Origin of the sequence: Nonomuraea sp. 10N515B (genome assembly GCF_052245915.1) — a bacterium.
Taxonomy (GTDB): Bacteria; Actinomycetota; Actinomycetes; order Streptosporangiales; family Streptosporangiaceae; genus Nonomuraea.
The window spans coordinates 336332-355200 of the sequence record NZ_JBQQBQ010000005.1; the positions used below are offsets into that span (position 1 = coordinate 336332).

The 18869-nt window shown below is 70.5% G+C and carries 17 protein-coding genes; 14 read left to right on the top strand and 3 right to left on the bottom strand.

Annotated elements, in window-relative coordinates:
- Nucleotides 1-6: 6 nt before the first annotated feature.
- The 3 genes from ACTWQA_RS09935 to ACTWQA_RS09945 are packed head-to-tail and all read left to right on the top strand — an operon-like array spanning nt 7 to nt 3159.
- Nucleotides 7-972: a carbohydrate ABC transporter permease gene (locus ACTWQA_RS09935; protein WP_443158959.1), complete on the top strand. Its 966-nt coding sequence runs from the start codon at nt 7-9 to the stop codon at nt 970-972.
- On the top strand, nt 972-1799 hold the full coding sequence (locus ACTWQA_RS09940; protein ID WP_443158960.1) for a carbohydrate ABC transporter permease: 828 nt from the start codon (nt 972-974) through the stop codon (nt 1797-1799). The genes ACTWQA_RS09935 and ACTWQA_RS09940 overlap by 1 nt, the downstream gene beginning before the upstream one ends.
- Nucleotides 1792-3159: an alpha-L-fucosidase gene (locus tag ACTWQA_RS09945; protein ID WP_443158961.1), complete on the top strand. Its 1368-nt coding sequence runs from the start codon at nt 1792-1794 to the stop codon at nt 3157-3159. Before ACTWQA_RS09940 ends, ACTWQA_RS09945 begins: the two co-directional genes overlap by 8 nt.
- Here ACTWQA_RS09945 and ACTWQA_RS09950 read toward each other — a convergent pair.
- Entirely contained in the window at nt 3131-4243 is a 1113-nt protein-coding gene (locus ACTWQA_RS09950) for an SGNH/GDSL hydrolase family protein (protein ID WP_443158962.1), read from the bottom strand. The genes ACTWQA_RS09945 and ACTWQA_RS09950 overlap by 29 nt on opposite strands.
- Before the next feature lie 172 nt (nt 4244-4415).
- Between ACTWQA_RS09950 and ACTWQA_RS09955 the strand changes: the two genes are divergently transcribed.
- From ACTWQA_RS09955 to ACTWQA_RS09975, 5 genes are all read left to right on the top strand, one after another.
- The gene (locus tag ACTWQA_RS09955; protein ID WP_443158963.1) at nt 4416-5279 is read left to right on the top strand and encodes a hypothetical protein; all 864 of its coding nucleotides are present in this window, start codon (nt 4416-4418) and stop codon (nt 5277-5279) included.
- Nucleotides 5276-5884: a hypothetical protein gene (locus tag ACTWQA_RS09960; RefSeq protein WP_443158964.1), complete on the top strand. Its 609-nt coding sequence runs from the start codon at nt 5276-5278 to the stop codon at nt 5882-5884. Before ACTWQA_RS09955 ends, ACTWQA_RS09960 begins: the two co-directional genes overlap by 4 nt.
- A 67-nt stretch (nt 5885-5951) precedes the next feature.
- Nucleotides 5952-6794: a phosphatidylinositol-specific phospholipase C/glycerophosphodiester phosphodiesterase family protein gene (locus ACTWQA_RS09965; RefSeq protein WP_443158965.1), complete on the top strand. Its 843-nt coding sequence runs from the start codon at nt 5952-5954 to the stop codon at nt 6792-6794.
- A gap of 148 nt (nt 6795-6942) precedes the next feature.
- On the top strand, nt 6943-8334 hold the full coding sequence (locus ACTWQA_RS09970) for a hypothetical protein (RefSeq protein ID WP_443158966.1): 1392 nt from the start codon (nt 6943-6945) through the stop codon (nt 8332-8334).
- On the top strand, nt 8331-9491 hold the full coding sequence (locus ACTWQA_RS09975) for an ARPP-2 domain-containing protein (protein WP_443158967.1): 1161 nt from the start codon (nt 8331-8333) through the stop codon (nt 9489-9491). Before ACTWQA_RS09970 ends, ACTWQA_RS09975 begins: the two co-directional genes overlap by 4 nt.
- On the opposite strand, the gene ACTWQA_RS09980 is transcribed toward ACTWQA_RS09975, so the two are convergent.
- Complete coding sequence (locus ACTWQA_RS09980; protein WP_327585323.1) at nt 9439-9846, bottom strand: hypothetical protein; 408 nt, start codon at nt 9844-9846, stop codon at nt 9439-9441. The genes ACTWQA_RS09975 and ACTWQA_RS09980 overlap by 53 nt on opposite strands.
- 100 nt (nt 9847-9946) lie before the next feature.
- On the opposite strand from ACTWQA_RS09980, the gene ACTWQA_RS09985 reads away from it, so the two are divergent.
- The 5 genes from ACTWQA_RS09985 (at nt 9947) to ACTWQA_RS10005 (ending at nt 16671) form a co-directional block, all read left to right on the top strand.
- Nucleotides 9947-10915, top strand: coding sequence for a GlxA family transcriptional regulator (locus tag ACTWQA_RS09985; RefSeq protein WP_443158968.1), 969 nt, complete (start codon nt 9947-9949; stop codon nt 10913-10915).
- Between the two features lie 31 nt (nt 10916-10946).
- Nucleotides 10947-12602, top strand: coding sequence for a protein kinase domain-containing protein (locus tag ACTWQA_RS09990; protein WP_443158969.1), 1656 nt, complete (start codon nt 10947-10949; stop codon nt 12600-12602).
- Nucleotides 12603-12621: 19 nt separating this feature from the next.
- Nucleotides 12622-15471 carry a BTAD domain-containing putative transcriptional regulator gene (locus ACTWQA_RS09995; RefSeq protein ID WP_443158970.1) on the top strand — a complete coding sequence of 950 codons (2850 nt, stop codon included), beginning with the start codon at nt 12622-12624 and terminating at the stop codon, nt 15469-15471.
- A gap of 74 nt (nt 15472-15545) precedes the next feature.
- Entirely contained in the window at nt 15546-16136 is a 591-nt protein-coding gene (locus tag ACTWQA_RS10000) for a hypothetical protein (RefSeq protein WP_443158971.1), read from the top strand.
- Complete coding sequence (locus ACTWQA_RS10005) at nt 16120-16671, top strand: OmpA family protein (RefSeq protein WP_443158972.1); 552 nt, start codon at nt 16120-16122, stop codon at nt 16669-16671. The genes ACTWQA_RS10000 and ACTWQA_RS10005 overlap by 17 nt, the downstream gene beginning before the upstream one ends.
- Before the next feature lie 4 nt (nt 16672-16675).
- Here the strand turns inward: ACTWQA_RS10005 and ACTWQA_RS10010 are convergent, their stop codons facing one another.
- Nucleotides 16676-17752, bottom strand: coding sequence for a S1C family serine protease (locus ACTWQA_RS10010; RefSeq protein ID WP_443158973.1), 1077 nt, complete (start codon nt 17750-17752; stop codon nt 16676-16678).
- A 126-nt stretch (nt 17753-17878) separates the two neighbouring features.
- Here ACTWQA_RS10010 and ACTWQA_RS10015 point away from each other — a divergent pair, with 126 nt between their 5' ends.
- Entirely contained in the window at nt 17879-18868 is a 990-nt protein-coding gene (locus ACTWQA_RS10015; protein WP_443158974.1) for a hypothetical protein, read from the top strand.
- The last annotated feature ends 1 nt before the right edge of the window (nt 18869 follow it).

The following is an 18869-nucleotide window of genomic DNA, read 5'->3' on the forward strand; positions in this document are numbered from 1 at the left end:
ACGAATATGCCCCGACCCGCCGCGGCCGCCTCCGGCCGCGGCGGGCCCGCCCACGCCCGGCACTCCCGGCCGGAGAGGGCATGGCGCCGCTATTGGCCGCAATATCTGTCCATCTCGCCCTTCTTCCTGCTCTTCACCGTGTTCATGCTGGTGCCAGTGCTCTTCTCGCTCTATCTGGCGTTCCACAAGTGGGACGGCCTGGGCGAGATGGAGTTCGTCGGCCCGCGTAACTTCGAGCTGCTGATGCAGGACGGCATGTTCTGGCAGGCGCTGCAGAACACCTTCCTGATCTGGTTCATGTCCACGATCCCGATGCTGTTCCTGGCTCTCGTCGTGGCGAACATGCTCAACTCGGCCGTGCGGTTCGCCGGGTTCTACCGGATCGCCTACTTCGTGCCGAACGTCACCTCGGTCGTCGCGGTCACGATCTTCTTCGGCTCGGTGTTCAGCACCAACTTCGGGCTGATCAACGCCATCCTGCAGGGGCTGTCGGCCTCGCCGGTCCCGTGGCTGGTCAACGAGTGGACGATCAAAATCGTCATCGCCATGATCATCGGATGGCAGTGGACCGGCTACAACGCGATCATCTACCTCGCCGGCCTGCAGGCCATCCCGAGCGAGCTGTACGAGGCCGCCAAGATCGACGGCGCGGGTCCCGTGCAGCTCTTCTTCCGCGTCACGATCCCCATGCTGCGCCCGATCATCCTGTTCACGGTGGTCGTCTCGACGATCAACGGCATGCAGACCTTCACCGAGCCGCAGGTGCTCTTCGGCATCAACTCGGCCAACAACGCCAGCTCGGGCGGTCCCGGCGGGGCCGGGCTCACCGCGATCCTGTACTTCTACCGCGAGGCGTTCAACAACAACGACTACGGGTACGGCGCCGCCATCGCGTGGGCGGTGTTCGTGGTCATCCTGCTGTTCACCGCGATCAACTGGCGCCTCGTGCAGCGCCGGGAACGGGGCTTGTGATGACCGCCACGCGGCTGAGGGCCGCCGCCCTGCACCTGGTCCTGGTCGCGGGCGCGCTCGTCTCGCTGTTTCCGTTCTATTGGACCGCCGTCATGGCGACCAACACCACCAAGGACATGTACCAGGTGCCGCCGAAGGTGACCTTCGGGCCCGCGCTGTTCGATAACCTCGGGCGGCTGATCAGCTCCATCGACCTCTTCGGCTCGATGCTGAACACGTTGATCGTCGCGTGTTGCACCACCGCGCTCGTCCTGTTCTTCGACTCGATCGCGGCCTTCGCCTTCGCCAAGTACGAGTTTCCCGGGCGGCGGGTGCTGTTCGGCCTGCTGCTGCTCACGTACATGTTGCCGATGCAGCTCGCCCTCATCCCGCAATTTGTGATCATGGTGGAACTGGGCTGGGTGGGCACGCTGAACGCGCTGATCGTCCCGGCCGCCGCGAACGCGTTCGGCATCTTCTGGATGCGTCAGTACATCAAGGGGGCGGTGCCCGACGAGGTGCTCGCCGCGGCGCGCATCGACGGCTGCGGGTTCTTCCGGCAGTACTGGCACGTGGGGCTGCCCGCCATCCGGCCCGGCCTGGCTTTCCTCGGCATCACCACGTTCATCGCCGCCTGGAACGACTACACCTGGCCGCTGATCGTCATGGTCGACCCGTCGAACCTCACCCTGCAGGTCGCGCTCTCCCAGCTGAACACCGTGCACAACCTGGATTACAGCCTGGTCCTCACGGGGGCGCTGGTCGCCGTTCTCCCCCTCGCGGTGGTCTTCGTGCTGTTCGCCCGCGGCTTCATCCGCGACGCCATGAAGGGGGCGCTCCGTGGGTGATCTTCCTTCCGGAGACGAGGGCCGCCCGATGCCCGCCTGGTTCGCCGACGCCAAGTTCGGCGTGTTCATCCACTGGGGCGCGTACTCGGTGCCGGCGTGGGCCGAGCCCACCGGTGAGCTGGGGGCCGTCGACCCGGAGGTGTGGTTCGCCCACAACCCGTACGCCGAGTGGTACTGGAACACCAGCCAGATCGAGGGCAGTCCCGCCCATGAGCACCACCGCACCGTGCACGGCGGCCTTCCCTATGACACCTTCCTCGACGCGTGGAAGGCCGAACTCTTCGACCCGGCGGAGTGGATCGATGTGTTCGCCCGTGCGGGTGCCCGCTACGTCGTCGTGACCACCAAGCATCACGACGGCATCGCCCTGTGGGACGCGCCGGGCACCGGCACCCGCAACACGGTGCACCGCGGCCCGCACCGTGACCTGGTCGCCGATCTCGCCGCCGCCACCCGGGCCCGCGGCCTTCGATTCGGCGTGTACTACTCCGGCGGGCTCGACTGGCACGCCGGCCGCCGGGCCGTCATCCAGCACGAGGATCTGATCGACGAGTGCCGCCCCCACGAGGCCGCCTACGCCGCCTACGCGTTGCGCCAGGTCCACGATCTGATCGACCGTTACCGGCCGGACGTGTTGTGGAACGACATCGGCTGGCCCGACGCGGGCCTGGCCGACCTGCCGGGCCTGTTCGCCCACTATTACGCCACCGTCCCGGACGGCGTGGTCAACGACCGGTGGGACGGCGCCCACGCCGACTACCTGACCAGCGAATACCAGGCGAACCGCCAGAACGAGACGGCCGCGCACTGGGAGCAGTGCCGCGGCATCGGCCTGTCCTTCGGCTACAACAGCAACGAAGGCCCGGAGCACCTCCTGGACCCGGCAGGCGCCGTCCGCCTGCTGGTGGACGTCGCCGCACGAGGCGGCAACCTGCTGCTCAACGTCGGCCCGAAGGCCGACGGCACGCTGCCCGGAGAACAGCGTGCCGTCCTGGAGGGCATCGCGTCGTGGATGGCCGGCCACGGCAGCGCCCTGTACGCGACCAGGCCGCTGGAACCGGGCGCCACCGAGCCGTGCGACGGCGCTGCGTGGATCCGCTGGACCCACGACGACCAGCACGCCTTCGCCTTCCTCGCCGACGTCCCGGACTCGGCCCGCGGCCAGGTTGTGCTGAAGACCCGGCCGGGACTGCTGGATCCGGCCACGGTGGTCCGCCTGGACGACCTCCCGGTACGGGCCGACGCCGTGCCGGACGGCATCCTGGTCTCGTCCGTCGAACTCGGCACACCGCTGCCCGCAGTGCTCCGATTCGCCCTCCTGCGAGGCCCGGCTACCAGCGCAGCGGGAGTGTGGCGATGAAGGCGTCGAGCCGTTCGGCGATGATCTGGTGGTCGTGGACGGACGGGTGCCAGTGGCAGCCCATGTAGTCCAGGCCTGACTCGCTGTAGTACCAGTAACGGACGCGGTCGTCGCCGCTGCTGTTGCGCTCCTGGACGATCCGCTGAGCGGTCTCGGCGAAGACGGTGGTGTTGGACATGTAGGTGGCGCTGACCACGATCATCGTGCCGGGGCCGTACTGGGCCCGGAGCTTGTCGAGGAATGTGTGGTAGGCGGTGCGGTAGGCGGCCGCCAGGGTTTCCGGGGTCCACTGCTCGCCTGGGTTGATGGCGGTGGAGAAGTCGTTGATGCCCAGTCCGACCACGACCAACTGCGGCCGCCAGGTGCCCGGGTTCTGCCAGACATCGCCGTCGACGTTCAGCAGCGCCCGGTCGTAGTACGTGCGGTAGGTGACCTGGGGGTTGCTGCCGTTGTAGTTGCGCACCATGCCGAGGCCGGAGAAGGCGTTGATCTGGTAGTCGGCGTTCAGGCGGCGCGCGGTGAGGGCGCCGAAGCTGAGGTTGGCATCGGTGGTTCGGTGGAGCTTGTCGTTGGTGCAGTCGCGGCTGTCGGAGCGGTTGCCGTACCCGACGGTGTAGGAGTCGCCGATGAACTCGATCTGCCGGTGGCGGGCGGCGGGCTTGCCGAGGATCACGCCACCGGGGGCGGCGACGAAGCCGCCGAAGGCGCTCGTGGCCCACGGGCTCTCGGTACGTTTGACGAGTCGCACGCGGTGTACGCCGCGCGTGAGACCGTTGACCCAGTACGTGGTCCGGCCCGGGGTCACCATGGTGGCGACGGTCGCGCCATCGACCTCGACGTCGTAGTCGTTGTCGGAGTCGTTGAGGATGATCCCGACGCCGGTGCCGCGGAAGCGGCCTTCGAAGGAGACGCCGGGCCAGCTGTACTGAACGGAGTCCCCGGCAACCTCCACGCGTCCGGCGGTGTGCGCTTTGGCCAGGACACCAGATGCCGGCGCTTGCGGGACAGCGGCGCCGGCCGTGCCGGGCAACGCCATGGCGGCCACCAACGCGGCCAAGACTGCGGTCAGACGTGAGGGTCGCACAGATTCTCCTTCAGGACATCACGGCTTTCGATCTGGCTGGGCTTGCCGCGCCTACCGGCAGATCGCACATCCGACGAGAACCCCCGATATGGCACCACACTGTCACCCAAAGGTTGCTTTCCGTGTGCTTAGGTGGGTCTTTGACAATTAACGTGTCGGATGGGGTTCAAGGGTGTCAAGGTACGGTTGGCGTCACTCGGCGTTCGCGCCCGTGGTGGGGTTGATAGTCTCCGCGCTGCTCATGGTGGCCGGGTTTGTGGAAATGTTGCTGGTGTCCGTGGGCGCGACCACGGCACCGCCGGCCGCCGAGCTGGTGGTCACCCTCATCATCGGGGTGTTCCTGACCACCGTTCTCAGGATCGCCAGGGCCGTGCCGGACATCCGGCGGGAGAGCGCGGCGACGGCGCGGGCCGTGGTGAGCGTCCAGGCGGTGCGACCGACCGATGACACGCTGGTGGCGCGACGGCTCAAGCTGTTCAAGGAGGCCGCCGAGGCCGGCAACGACTGCGAGGCGGTGTTGAGCGCCCGGTCCGCGCTGGACGAGGGCGAGATGGCCAACAAGCACCACCTCGACCACGCGCTCATCTGGGCACTGCCGGTCTTCGGGTTCATCGGCACCGCGCTGACGATGGGCGCGATGGTCAACTCGTTCTCGAACGCCCTGGACAACCAGGCGGACCCGGGCGTGCTGATCGCCGCGCTCAAGCAGCACGTGCTGCCCGAGCTGGCCTCCGCGTTCGGCGTCACCCTGGTCGCGTTGTTCCTGAGCGTGCTGGCGTTCGGTGCGATGGCCCTGGTGGAGCGGGCGGAGCGGGCCGGTGTGGCGGCCGCCGACGAGGTGTTCCTCACCTACATCGCGCGCCTGCCGGCGAAGCAGGCCGCTCCCGCCATGCACGGGCTCACCCAGGAGCTGGCCCTGTCCAGGGGCAGGACCGAGGAACTCGTCAAAGGGCTGGACGCGCTGCGTACCGCGGTGGAGCGGTTGAGCGCCGTGGAGAGCCGGCCGCAGAAGTACACGCTGGTGAGGGAGCCGTGAGGAAGCGGGCCGCCAGGCCGTTCGCGCCGCCGCTCGACCTGCGCTTCATCGACCTGTTCATGGCCATCGTCCTGGCGTTGTCGTTCGTCGCGATCATGCTGACCGTCGTGGCGCGGATGTTGCCGACGGAGGACTCCTCGCCGCCGACGCGGCAGGAGAAGAGCGTGGCCCAGCTGCAGCGCGAGCTCGACGCCGCCGAGCAGGCCAGGCAGAAGGCCGAGGTGGAGCTGCGTACGGCGCAGGCGCAGATCACCGCGCAGACCGCCTTCACCCTGCCCTGGTGGCTGATCGGGTTCTGCGCCCTGCTCGGCGTGCTCGCCGTGTTCATGAGCTGGCGTATCCGGTTGTGGAACGAGGGGAGTCTGCCGCGCCTGCGTAGTTGGTTACTGGTCACCTTGATCGTGGCCGTGGTGACGATGGTGATCAGGTCCCTGAGCGACAGCGACGGGAACCTGCTGCTCGCGGAGATCCCCTGGTGGGCGGCCGACGCCCTCTGTCTGGGGCTGCTGCTCGTCGCGTACGTGTTGATCTCCGACATCCGGTCCAGCCGCGCGACGCTCGGCGAGATCAGGAGGCGGCCCGCGAAGAGCCATGAATTCCGCTGAACTTCACTTCTGTCACATCTGACGCAAATAGCGTTACCTGCATCCCCTGACCTCGTAAGGAGATGCGATGTTGCGCCGAGTCCTGGGTGCGCTGGCCGCCGCCGGAGCCGTCCTGCTGACGGCCCTTCCCGCCGCGGCGGCCAGCGGTGCCGAGCCCCTTCCCCGGGCGCACGCCCACAACGACTACGAGCACGAACGGCCGCTCCTGGACGCCGTCGACCACGGGTTCACCAGCGTCGAGGCGGACATCTACCTGGTGGAAGGCGAGCTGCGCGTCGGTCACGACCCCGAGGACCTGCGGCCGGGGCGCACACTCCAGTCGCTCTACCTGGATCCGCTGGCCCAGCGCGTACGCCAGGGCCACGGGCACGTCTTCCCGGGCAGCCGCCAGCAACTCCAGCTCCTGGTGGACATCAAGAACAACGGCGCGGCCACGTACACCGAGCTCGACAAGGTGCTGGCGTCGTACCGGAAGATGCTCACCACCTACCACAAGGGCAAGGTGAAGCCGGGCGCGATCACCGTGGTCATCAGCGGGGACCGGCCGCGCGAGCTCATGGCCGCCCAGGAGCGGCGCTACGCCTTCTACGACGGGCGCCTGGCCGACCTCGGACAGGGCAACCCGGCCCTGATCCCGCTGATCAGCGACAACTGGACGAGGCACTTCACCTGGCTCGGCGAGGGTGAGATGCCGGCCGCCGAGCGGGACAAGCTGCGGCAGATCGTGGCCACGGCGCACCGCGACGGGCAGCGGGTGCGGTTCTGGGCCACCCCGGACGCGGCCGGTCCGGCCCGGGATGCCCTCTGGCGTGAGCTGATCGCGGCGGACGTGGACCACATCAACACCGACGATCTGGCGGGGCTCCAGCAGTTCCTGCGCGAGCACGACGGAGAGCGTGCGGCTGCGTAAACCCGTCGCGTTGTCCAAAAACGCCCGGTAAGGTCCGGAACCAGACTGGCCGCGGGACTTCGGTGCGACTTCCGGAACCCGCCTGTACAGCGATGCTTCGCAGCTCGTGCCCCCATTCCCCGGCCAGTCCGCGACCCCGGGGGAGCCCATGGACACCTACGCCGACCTGATCGAGTGCGAGGACGTGCTGCTCTTCGCGAACGCGGCGATCACCTCGACCGGCCAGCGCGAGTTCCACAGCGCGGCCGGTCAGCAGCGGCTGTCCCTCGGCTTCCTGCATCGCTACATCCACGGCAACTACCCGGACCTGTACGCGGCCACGCTCGCGCTCGACATCAACGACCACAACGCCGCGATCGTCATCGCCACCTTGCTGGCCCACCCGGGGCAGGGCGACGGGCGGCTGATCGCGCGGCGGCTGGCCAGGATGAGCCCGCCCCGCGTCTACCGGCTCTTCCAGCGGCTGCGCCACGACGGCGTCAACAACCGGCGCACCCGCGCCCTCGTCCGCGACTGGCTCGCCGGCCGCCCCGACCTGGCCTTCGACGCCGTCAAGTACCGCGCGGCGGTGAAGTCGGCGGTGCGGCACGCGCACCTGCGGCTGCCGGGCGAGCTGGGCGACTTCCTCTTCGCCCCGTTCAGCCGCGCCCGTTATGAGACGCCGGTGCTGGAGGCGTGGCGGCGCTCGCATTACGACAAGGCTGCTCTGTACGAGCTGCCGTACACCGTCGCCGAGGGCTTCGCCGCCCGCCACGGCATCAGCAGGACGGTGTTCCTCGAACGCATCGCCCCCAAGCTGACCAGGCTCGAACGACTGCGCCTCGCCGAGTCGGCGAGCAAGGACGGCCTGGACACCGAGGCAGACCTGGCCGCGATGCCGCTGGTCCGGCTGGCCTCGTACGTGATGGCGCTGCCCGCGGACACGCGCACGCGGCGCCGTGCCGAGCTGGTGGGCGCGCTGCGGGCCGTGGCCGCCCGAGTGGCCGGGGCGCGGGCAGGCACGTGGGGCAGCGTAGCTGCCGTGCTCGACGACAGCTTCTCGTCGTTCGGCTCGCCGGTGAAGAAGCGCCGTCCGCTGGCGGTGGCGCTGGCCTGTCACTACCTGCTGGAGGCGCTGGCCGGTTCCTACCGCGGTCTGTGGTTGTCGCTGCGGACCGATCCGCTCCAGACCCGGCCGTCCGGGCCGACGCCGCTGGGGCAGCGGGTGCTCGACGCGCTCGAAGCGCGGCCCGGCATGCTCGTCATCGTCTCCGACGGCTGGGACAACGCGCCGCCGGGGCTGGCGGGCGAGGTGCTACGGGTCTGGCGGCGCAAGCTGGACCCCGGCGGTGACGTGGGCATCGTGCACGTGAACCCGGTTTACGATGCGGACCAGTTCGACGTGCGGCGGTTGTCGCCGATGGTGCCGACCGCCGGCATCAGGGACGCCGAGGACCTGCCGGCGCTGGTGGAGCTGGCCAGGTTCGCGGAGGGCAGGACGGGGCTCGCCGAGCTGCGGGCGTACCTGGCGGACCGGGCGGCGCAGCTGGAGGCACGATGATCGATCTCACCGGTCTCGACACGCGGCCCGCGCAGACCTGGGGTGCGATGCGGCTGGTGCCGCTCGTGCGCCGCGAGCCCATCGAGGACCTGCGGCTGCACGCCAAGGTCTACGGTGACGAGCCGTCCGTGGTGTTCCTGCCCGACAAGACCGTCTACACGTCGTACGTCCCCCACGCCTTCGTCGCGTCGTGGACCGGCGACGGCACCCCGGCGGCGGCGTACGGCACCCAGCTCGGCCAGCCGCTGCGCCACATGTGCATCAGGACCCGGCGCAGGATGGCCCGCCGGGTGGACAAGAACCGGCTCAGGTTCCTGCCGCTGCACCTGGCGGTGGAGGGTTTCCTCGCGCTGCACTTCGGCGGCCCCGTGATCGCCTGGGAGGAGTGGTCGCGCCAGGCGATCGCGCACGGCCTGTCCGCCCGCGCCGAGGACGCCTACACAGGCGCCGAGGTACGCGGGCTCGACGACGCGCTCAAGGTGTTCGAGATCTACCCGGGGCAGTGCGGGCTGCTGCTGCACGCGGGCGACACGCTGGCCAGCGCCTTCGTGGTGCCGCACCCGGAGGACTACCGGGCGCTGCACCCCACCCTCATCAGGGACCTATACGGCGAGCTGGTCTACGAGTACGCGCTCTTCTACCCGGCCAGGGACTTCCCCGCCGTCATCGACGAGACGACGGTGACCACCCTGGCCGACCTGCGGGCTCAAGCCCTGCTGCGGGAGCGCGAGTGGGCCGCCTTCCACGACTCGGTCATGGCCACCGGCCTCCTCCAGGCCCCCGTGCACGTGGAGGAGGTCTACCGGCTCGGCCGGTTCACGCTGAGCCGTTTCCTGCCGGCGTTCGAGCGGAAGAGCGAGAACCACATCGGCGAGATCATCACCGACGGGGACGGGCGGCTGGCCTACCTGAAGACGTTCCGGCTGTCGGAGGCGCAGAGCAGGCGCGGCCACCTGCTGAGCAAGCTGGCCGAGCACGGCTGGAGTCTGCCCGCGACGGCCGCCGCGCTCGGGACCGACGCGGCGGCACTGGGGCTGCGGCTGGAGCGGGCCGGGTTCGGGCATCTGCTGCGGCAGGACGTCCTGGACGGCTACCGCAAGGCGGTCAATGGCAACCGGCGTACTCGTCGAGGCGGCGGAACATCGCCGCCAGCATGAGCGGGAACATCGCCACGTGCGCGACCATCATCACCCCGTGGCCGTCGATGACGCCGAGCCACAACAGGGGGAAGAGCGGCACGACCGGGACGAACATGGCCGCGCACATCTCCAGCGTCGCGGCCCAGCCGTGCCCGCGGATGCGCATCCACACGGCCATACCCACGGACATGTTGAAGGCCATGATCAGATAGGCCGGCTCCGGGTACTCGCTGGAGGAGACGCCGAGGCCCAGGACGTCGAGGAGGGCGCCGAGCGCGAACATCCCGACGAACATCGCGATGATCATCTCGACGTAGTGGAGGGTGAACCTGCCCCAGCGGCGGCGGGGCTTGGTAGCTGCTGTCGTCGTCATGTCTTCGACTGTCCCGGAGGGCATGGCCACGGGCCAAGGCGCGGGGAAGGGGAGGTCCGGAAACTTGGGTTGTACGTCTTTCGGACCTACAGTCGGTCCTATGGACCGACGACGGGTCGTGGTGGTGGCGTACGAGGCGGCGGAGCTGCTGGAGATCGCCTCCATCACCACGACGCTGGAGAGCGCCAACTGGCACGGCGCGTTACCGTACTACGAGTATCGCGTCGCCACGCCCGGCGGTCACGCCGTCACCACCGCCACTGCGCTCATCCTGCAACCCCAGCTGACCCTGGAGCGGGTCACCGGACCGCTCGACACCCTCGTGGTGGCGGGCGGGATCGGCCACGAGGACGCCGCCGGCAACGCGCTGGTCGTCAGCCATGTCCGCCGGCTGGCCCGGGAGAGCCGCCGCGTCGCGTCCGTGTGCACGGGAGCGTTCGTCCTCGCCGCAGCCGGCCTGCTCGATGGGCGGCGCGCCACCACGCACTGGGATCAGGCGCGGCTGATGGCCAGCCGATACCCCGAGGTCGTCGTCGATCCGAATCCGATCTTCGTCCGCGACGGCAACGTCGCCACCTCCGCCGGCATCACCGCCGCGCTGGACCTCATGCTGGCCTTCGTCGAAGAGGACAACGGCCCCGAACTGGCCAGAACCGTGGCCAGGAACCTGGTCACCTACCTGCAGCGGCCCGGCAACCAGGCGCAGATGAGCATGTTCGTCAGCCCTCCCTCGCCCGTCAACAGCCTGGTCAGGCGGACCGTCGAGCACATCACGGCCCACCTCGCCGACGACCTGTCCACGCTCGCGCTCGCGGAGGCGGCCGGCGTCAGCGAGCGGCACCTCACCCGGCTGTTCCTCAAGCATCTGGGGCAGACGCCGGGCCGGTACGTCCGCCAGGCCCGCGCCGAGGCCGCCGCCCATCTGCTGGCCAGCACGTCGCTGCCGATGGCGTCTATCGCGGTCCGGTGCGGGTTCGGGACGGCGGAGACGCTGCGGCAGGCCTTCATCGACCGGTACGGCGTCCCGCCCTCCCGCTACCGGCTGACCCAGTCCTCAGCCGCCGGATGACCTCTGCGCTCACCTGGCTAATGTGTCTGGGATGAATGGTGACCGGCTCATAGGCGGGTACGCGCTGCGGCGCCTGCTCGGCCGGGGCGGCATGGGCGAGGTGCACCTCGCGGCCACGCCCACCGGCGGCCTGGCCGCCGTCAAGGTCATCAATCCGGCGCTGGCCCGCGATCCGGCGTTCCGGCGGCGGTTCGAGCGGGAGGTCGCGGCGGCCCGGCGGGTTGCCAGGTTCTGCACCGCGCCCGTGCTCGACGCGGGGATCGACGGGGATGTCGCCTATCTCGTCACGGAATACGTGAAAGGGCCGTCGCTGGCGGAGGTCGTACACGATCAGGGGCCTTTGTCCGGTGGGAACCTGGAGGCGCTGGCGGTCGGGATCGCCACCGCGCTGAGCGCCATCCACGGGGCCGGGGTGATCCACCGCGACCTGAAGCCCTCCAACGTGCTGCTCTCGCCGCTCGGGCCGCGTGTGATCGACTTCGGCATCGCCCAGCTGGTGGACCACGACAGTCTGGCCAGCCAGGCGATTCTCGGCACGCCTGCGTTCATGGCGCCCGAGCAGGTGCGCGCCGAGGTGCTGACGCCTGCTGCCGACGTCTTCGCGTGGGGCGGGGTGATCGCGTTCGCGGGGACCGGGCGGCTGCCGTTCGAGGGCGGGGCGCCTGGTGAGGTGCTGTACCGGATCATGCAGGAAGGGCCGCGGCTGGACGGGCTCGACGAGGGGATCAGGGAGGTGGTGTCACGGGCGCTCACCAAGGACGCCCGCCTCCGGCCCACCGCCCAAGGGCTGCTGTCCGAGCTGGTCGGTGGCACTCGCCTGGCCACGGCCACCGAGGTAGTGGAACGTACGTGGACGGGCACCCCGATGGCTGCCCCTCCCGTCGCCGCGCCATCTTTCGGCGCGCGGCCTGCCGATGCGCTGACGCCCGGCGCGCGGCCCGCCGCCGGCGCCGGTTTGGACGAGGCGCAGCCGCACCGCCCGCCGGTGGGCGGCACGCATTCGGGCGGCACGCAGTCTGGCGGTGCGCCGGAGGGCAGGCGGAGGAGGCGGTGGTGGCCGTGGGCGGCCGGCGTCGCCGCGATGGCGCTTGTCGGCGGAGCGGCACTGGCCGTGCCCGGACTGTGGCAGGAGACCTGGCCGTACGAGGCGGACTTCGGCGACGCCTGGGCGGTCGGCACGTCCGAGGGCGGAAACGCCCGCCAGGCGGGCGCCGGCTACGAACTGACCGTCAACCCCGGCTGGCGCCTGTGGAAGTCGGCGCCCCGGCGGGAGCCCGGCGGCGGCGTGATCGTCAGTACGAAGGCCACCCTGACCCAGGGAAGCGGGGAGTACGGTGTGTGGTGCCACGGCTCGGCCGGCTCCGGAGACCGCTACGAGTTCGCGGTGACCGGCTCGGGAAAGATCACGATCGTCAAGCGCCGCACGGGCACGCGCGGCACGACCCTGCACGGCCCGGCGAATGAGCCCGTCACCGCCGTCAACCGCATCGTGGCCGAGTGCGCGAGAAGCGGGGACAAGGTGACGTTGCGCATGTGGCTGAACGAGCGCCTGGTCGCCGAGGCGTCCGACGCCGACGCCCCGTACACCCCGGACGAGGCAGGCGTGCACGCCGCCGCCGGCGCCACCGCCTCCGCCTCCGCACGCGTCCGCTTCGACTCCTTCGCCCTCCGGCCGGTAGGTCGATGACATGCCGGTTGAGGGGTGAGTGAGGGTGCGGTTCGGCGTGCTGGGGCCGCTGCGGGTCGACGGGGCCCGGGCGCCGGGACCGGCCAAGCACCGTACAGTGCTGGCCGCGCTGCTGGTGTCCGCTCCCGAGCGGGTCCCCGTGGAGCGGCTCATGTCCGTGGTCTGGGACGACCGGCCGCCGGTGTCCGCGGAGTCGGTGCTCAGGGTGTACGTCAGCGCGCTGCGCAAGCTGGTCGACGGCATCCGCACGGTGCCCGGTGGCTATCTGATCGAGGTCGGGCCGGACGACGTCGACTGCCACCGGTTCGAGCGACTGGTCGCCGCGGCGCGGCGGGCCAGGGCGGCGGGTCAGGCCGCGGAGGCGGCGGACGGGTTCCAGGCGGCGCTGGGGTTGTGGCGGGGGCAGGCGCTGGCCGACATCAAGTCGTCGTCGTTGCGCCGGGCGCACGCCGTACCGCTGGAGGAGTTGCGCCTGACCGCGCTGGAGGAGCGCGTTGAGCTGGACCTGCGGCTGGGCCGGGGCGCGGAGGTGGTCGGCGAGCTGCGGGCGCTGGTCGGCGCGCACCCGCTGCGGGAACGGGCCTGGGTGCGCCTCATCGAGGCCCTCCACCAGGCGGGACGCCGGTCGGAGGCGCTCGGCGCCTACCAGGACGCGCGCCGCACGCTGGTCGAGGAGCTGGGCCTGGAACCCGGCGCCGACCTGATCGCCGCCCAGCAGCGGGTCTTGTCCGACGCCGCCCCGCAGCCATCACATGACGACCTCTCGTGGCCGGCGCACGGAGGCCATCAGCCGCCGGACGGTGTGGGTCTGGGGGTGGCGATCGACGGCGGGCGGCGTGCCGCTGCGGTGAGTGATGAGCTGCCGCCGGACATTTCCGACTTTGCTGGGCGGCAGGCGGCGCTCGACTGGATTCACCGGACGGCCGGCGAGCAGGCGCCGGCGGCCCCCGTACACCTGGTCCTGCACGGCCCGCCGGGCTGCGGGAAGTCGGCGCTGGCCGTGCACGCCGCCACCGGGATCGACCTCCCGGACGGCCGGCTCTACGCCGCGCTCGGCACCCGGCCGCCCAGCGCCGTGCTGGAGGATCTGCTGCGCTCGCTCGGCTGCCCGGACGGCGCGGTGCCTCCGGCGCTGGACGACCGCGTACGGCTCTACCGCACCATGACGGCCCGCAGACGGCTGGTGGTGGTGCTGGACGACGCCGCCGACGAGGCCCAGGTACGCCCCCTGCTGCCGACCGGGCCGGGCAGCCTCACCCTGGTGACCAGCCGGTCGTCACTGCCGGGCTTGGAGGCGGCGCGGGCGTACGAGCTGGGTGTGCTCGAGGAGGACGAGGCCGTGGCCATGCTCGGCGGAGTGGCCGGGCACGAGAGGGTCCACGCCGAGCCCGAGGCCGCCCGGCGCATCGTCCGCCTCTGCGGTCACCTGCCGCTGGCACTGCGCATCGCCGGGTCCCGGCTGGCCAGGAAACCAGGCTGGACGCTCGAGCACCTGGCCGGCCGCCTCGGGGACGAGCGGCGCAGGCTCGACGAGCTGAGCGCGGGCGACCTGGCCGTACGCGGCAGCCTGGCACTCGGCTACCGCGGCCTGCCCGACTCCGAACGCCGCCTGCTGCGTGAGCTCGGCGCGTGGTCCGCACCCGACTTCGCCTCCTGGGTGCTCGGCGCGGAGCTGGAGTCGCTGGCCGAGGCCGGGTTGCTGCAGTCGCGCGGGCTCGACGAGGCCGGCCAGGAACGCTACGGCTGGCACGACCTGACCAGGCTCTACGCCGCCGAGCGGCTGGCCGAGGAGGACGGCGGCCCGGGCGGCGTGCTGGCAGTGCGGGCGGAGGCGATCGTGGAGCGTACCCGCCAGGCCCGGGCGGCCCTTCTACCTGCCGAGCCCGGCACTGGCCGCACCGAGGTCCACCGCCCCGACCATGACCCGCCGGGGAACCATGCCCTCAAAACCGGATCGGCGGGAGGACCGCCGGTGGACCCGGTCGTGGAAACCGGGTGGTTGCGGCAGGAGGCGCGGTGGTTGAGCGCCGAACGCCGCTTCCTGGTCGCGACCGTCGACGACTTCTACCGGGCCGGCCTGCATGAGGCGGCCTGGCGGCTGGCGTTCTACCTGACGCCGCTGTTCGAGCTGGGCGCACACCACGACGACTGGCACGCGACCACGGCGATCGGCCTGGACGCGGCCAGGGCGGCGGGTCACCGGCGCGGAGAGGCGCTCCTGCTTCGGGGCCTGGCCGACCTGCACAGGGCCGAGGGGCGCACGGAGGCGGCCGCGGCGGCCCTGCGAGCGGCCCAGCCGCTGGCGGAAGGGCTCGAACTGGCCAGGATCACGCTGCGGCTCGGCCTCGTCCAAGCCCGCCGACCCCAGTCCTGTTCCGGCTCCACGCACCCGTCGCCGCAGGTGGCGCAGGCCGAGCAGGCCTTCGTGCGGGCGCTGAGCGCGTTCGAGGAAGCCGGCGATCGGCGCGGCCGGGCGGATGCGCTGCGAGCGCTCGGGGGCCTGCGCCAGGATGAGCCGCTGCTGCGGGAGAGCCTGGCCGCGTACCGGGATCTGGGAGATCCACGCGGCGCGGCGGAGGCCCTGCTCGTCCTGGCTGCGGTGGCGCGGGCGGAAGGAGCCCTCGACGCCGCCGCGAGCGCCGCCCGTGAGGCGCTGGAGACGTTCACGCAGTACGGCGACCGCAGGAACGCCGCGCAGGCCCTCATGCTGGTAGCCCGCACCGCTTTGGATAGTGACGATACTGATGGTGCTGTTGATGCTCTTGTGAGTGCTATGGGAGAGTTTGACGGCCTCGGCGACCAGGAAGGCAAGGCCGAGGCCGTACGGCTCGCACAGGAGGCTCGCAGGCGACGTGGTCAGCGCATATAGCGGACTATGCGGATCCTGAAGGTCGCCTCCCTAGGGTGAGGGCCACATCCCCGAACGACGAAGGTGATCACATCATGCGAAGGACGATCGCGCTGGCCGTCGCGGCCGCGAGCTCCGTCGCGCTGGCGGGCTGCGGAATGCTTCCGGGCCAGCAGGGCGGCGGTGGCGAGGAGAGGCAGTCGCACGCTGTCTCGGACGAGAAGGTGACGCCCACCCAGACTCGGCAACCGCGGAGCGCGCCCGCGCAGCAAGGCCAGGTGATCGCCAGTCGCGAGGCCAAGGTCGGCGCCGGGGACATGTTCGGCAAGGCCCGCGTCGAGATCACTGCGCTCAAGCGCCAGGGCAGGACTGTCAGCCTCAACTGGACGGTCACCGCGACCGACGGCAAGGTCAACGTGCACAACGGCCTGGGCACCGCCGCGCTGGACTTCACGGTCTCCGGCGTCTCCCTGATCGACCCCGTCAACGCCAAGCGCTACCGGGTCGCCCGCAACGGCACCGGTGAGGACGCGAAGTGCGTCTGCTCCGGCACCCAGGGCCAGTTCCTGGAGTCGGGAGAGGCCTCCACGCTGTACGCGGTCTTCGCCGCGCCGCCTGCGGACGTCACCAAGGTCAACGTTGAGATGCCCATGATCGGCGTGTTCACCGATGTTCCGATCTCTTAGCCTGACCGTCGCCCTCGTCCTGTCCCCGACCCCGGCGCCGAGCGTGCCGGAGCTCCCACCCGACGCCACCGGTCCGGTCGAGAACCTGGTCCTGCCCGTCGAGGACATCATCGGCGAGGTCGAGTCGATGGACGGCACCGAGAGCGAGACCAAGCAAGGCCGCCAGGTGACGGTCGCGTTGACCAGCGACGTGCTGTTCCCGCTGAACAAGTGGCAGCTGACCGCCAAGGCCCGGCAGCGGCTGCGGCAGGTGGCGGAGAAGGTCAACGCCGAAGGCGCGGGAGGCGTGGTCAAGATCGAAGGGCACACCGATGACCAGGGGAGCGACGCCTACAACGTCGCGTTGTCGCGGCGGCGGGCGCAGGCCGTGCAGCAGGCCATGCGCGCGCTCCTGACCGGCCCGGGCATGACACTCCAGGCCGGCGGGTACGGCGAGAGCCGGCCCAAGCTGCCCAACATCGTGCAGGGCAAGCCGGTGGAGAAGAACCGGGCCAAGAACCGCCGCGTGGAGATCGTCTTCACCGCCAAGCAGTGACCGGTCAGTCGCCCGGGAGCTCCCCCAGCGTCACGTTGAGCGTCTGCCGGGCGCCGGCCCGCATCACCGCCACCCGGGCCTGGTCGCCCGGTTTGAGAGTGGTGAGGATCTCGGACAACTCAGCCATGGTGGGCGTTTTCTTGTCGTTGACCGACACGATCATGTCACCGGGCCGGATGCCCGCCTTCTCCGCGCCACTGCCCGGCTCCACTCCGACCACGCCCACCCCGCTGGGCTCGTCGTCGGGGCCGACGACGGTGCGGCCCCTGATGCCGAGCGCGGCCCGGCGGGTGTTGGTGACCTTGCCGTCCTTGACGATCTGGCCGGCGATGTCGGTGGCGGTGTTGCTCGGGATCGCGAAACCGATGCCGGGTGCGGCGCCGCCGCCCAGCTCCGGGTCTCTGGCGGCGAGCGTCGGGATGCCGATCACCTGGCCGGACAGGTCCACGAGCGCGCCGCCGCTGTTGCCCGGGTTGATCGCGGCCGAGGTCTGGACCGCGCCCGCGATCGTGGCGCCGGGGGAGCCGGGGTTCTCCGGCTCGGTGACGGTACGTCCGACCGCCGAGACGATCCCATTCGTCACGCTGCCGGACAGACCGAGCGGGTTGCCCATGGCGAGCACGATCTGCCCGACCCGCAGCTTGGAGGAGTCCCCGAACTTGGCCGGCCGCAGCCCGTCGGGCTTGTCCACCTTGATCACCGCCAGGTCGCCGGCGGCGAAGGAGCTCACCAGGCGGGCGGGGCGGGGCGCGCCTCCGGTGGCGATCGTGACGTTCATCTGCGTGGCCTGCCCGACCACGTGGGCGTTGGTGACGATGTGCCCCTGAGAGTCGAAGACGATGCCGGAGCCGAGCCCGACCTTGGTGTTGATCTGCACAATGGAGGGCAGGACATCCGTGATCACCTGCTCGTACGCCGCCTCCAGCGACTGCGCCGGGCCGGCGGCCGTCGCCGTCGGTGATGGCGACGGTGACGGTGACGTGGCCGTGGGCGAGGCGGCGCCGGTCGTGGTGATCGTGCCGCAGCCGGTGAGCAGCACGGCAAGCAGTCCCGCGATGATCTGCCTGATGGGCTCCCTCATGGGAGGTCCCTGCCCAGCTCAACTGGAAAGATACGCTTCACGGAATATCCGCAGACCTTACAGAATTAGATTCTGCAGGGGGAGTAGGGGAATTATCCCTCTCTGTAGTGACGTAACCTCAAGGCCATGGCGGACGTCGGCGACCAGAAACCTTCCTTCGATTCACCCACCACCCCGTTCCGCAAGGTCGTCCTGCCTGCGGAGGAGACGATCAGGATCCCTCGCCCTCCGGCGCCGGGGAATTCTGTGCCGATCAAGCCCTCGACCCCGCCCCCGACCGGGCCTCCCATCCAGCCGCCGGTGCAGCGGCCACCCTTGCCGCCCATGCCGCCGGTGCTGCCGCCCGAGCCCCCGGCCCGCCGCATCGGGGACCTGCCGATCAAGGTCGTCTACCTGTTCGGCGCCATCCTCGCCACCGTCCTGGCGGTCGGGCTGATCTTCGTGGTCTTCTCCGGGGACGTGCCGACCAACAACCAGCCGGGCGAGCAGGTCGTCCGCGTCGCCCCCATACCGACGTCGTCGGCCACGCCCACGGCGGCCTCGCCCAGCCCGACCGTCAGCGAGAGCCCGATCGTGTTGCCGCCGGTGCCGGAGAGCAAGGCGTACAAGAACCTTTCGGGCACGGCGTCCGTGGTCACCGGCACCATCACGGACACCAAGTCCGGGATCAGCTATCCGCGGCTGGCCTCGCCGTGGAAGGCCAGGTCCTACCCGCCGTACTCGATCGCGCAGCGGATCGGCAAGGTCGAGATGCCGTTCACACTGATCGCCTCGGCGATGTATCCCGGCGAGTCGCCCGAGAAGAAGCCCAGCTCGGACGCCGACTACCGGGAGATCGCCACCCAGGCCGTCCGCTGGAGCATCCGCACCCAATACCCCAAGGGCGCCACGGTCGAGTGGACCGCCTCCAAGAAGATCCCGCTCGGCAAGGGCTGGACGCTCGGCTACAAGGTGACCTACACCAATGACGGCGAGCAGGGGGTCGCGCAGGCCATGGTGACGGTGGTCGAGGTGGGCAAGACCAAGCCGGCGATGCTCATGGCCTCGATCCCCGAGTCGAACAAGGCGCGCTGGCGCGATCTGAACACCCTCGCCCTGCAGGTTCGCCCGATCTAGC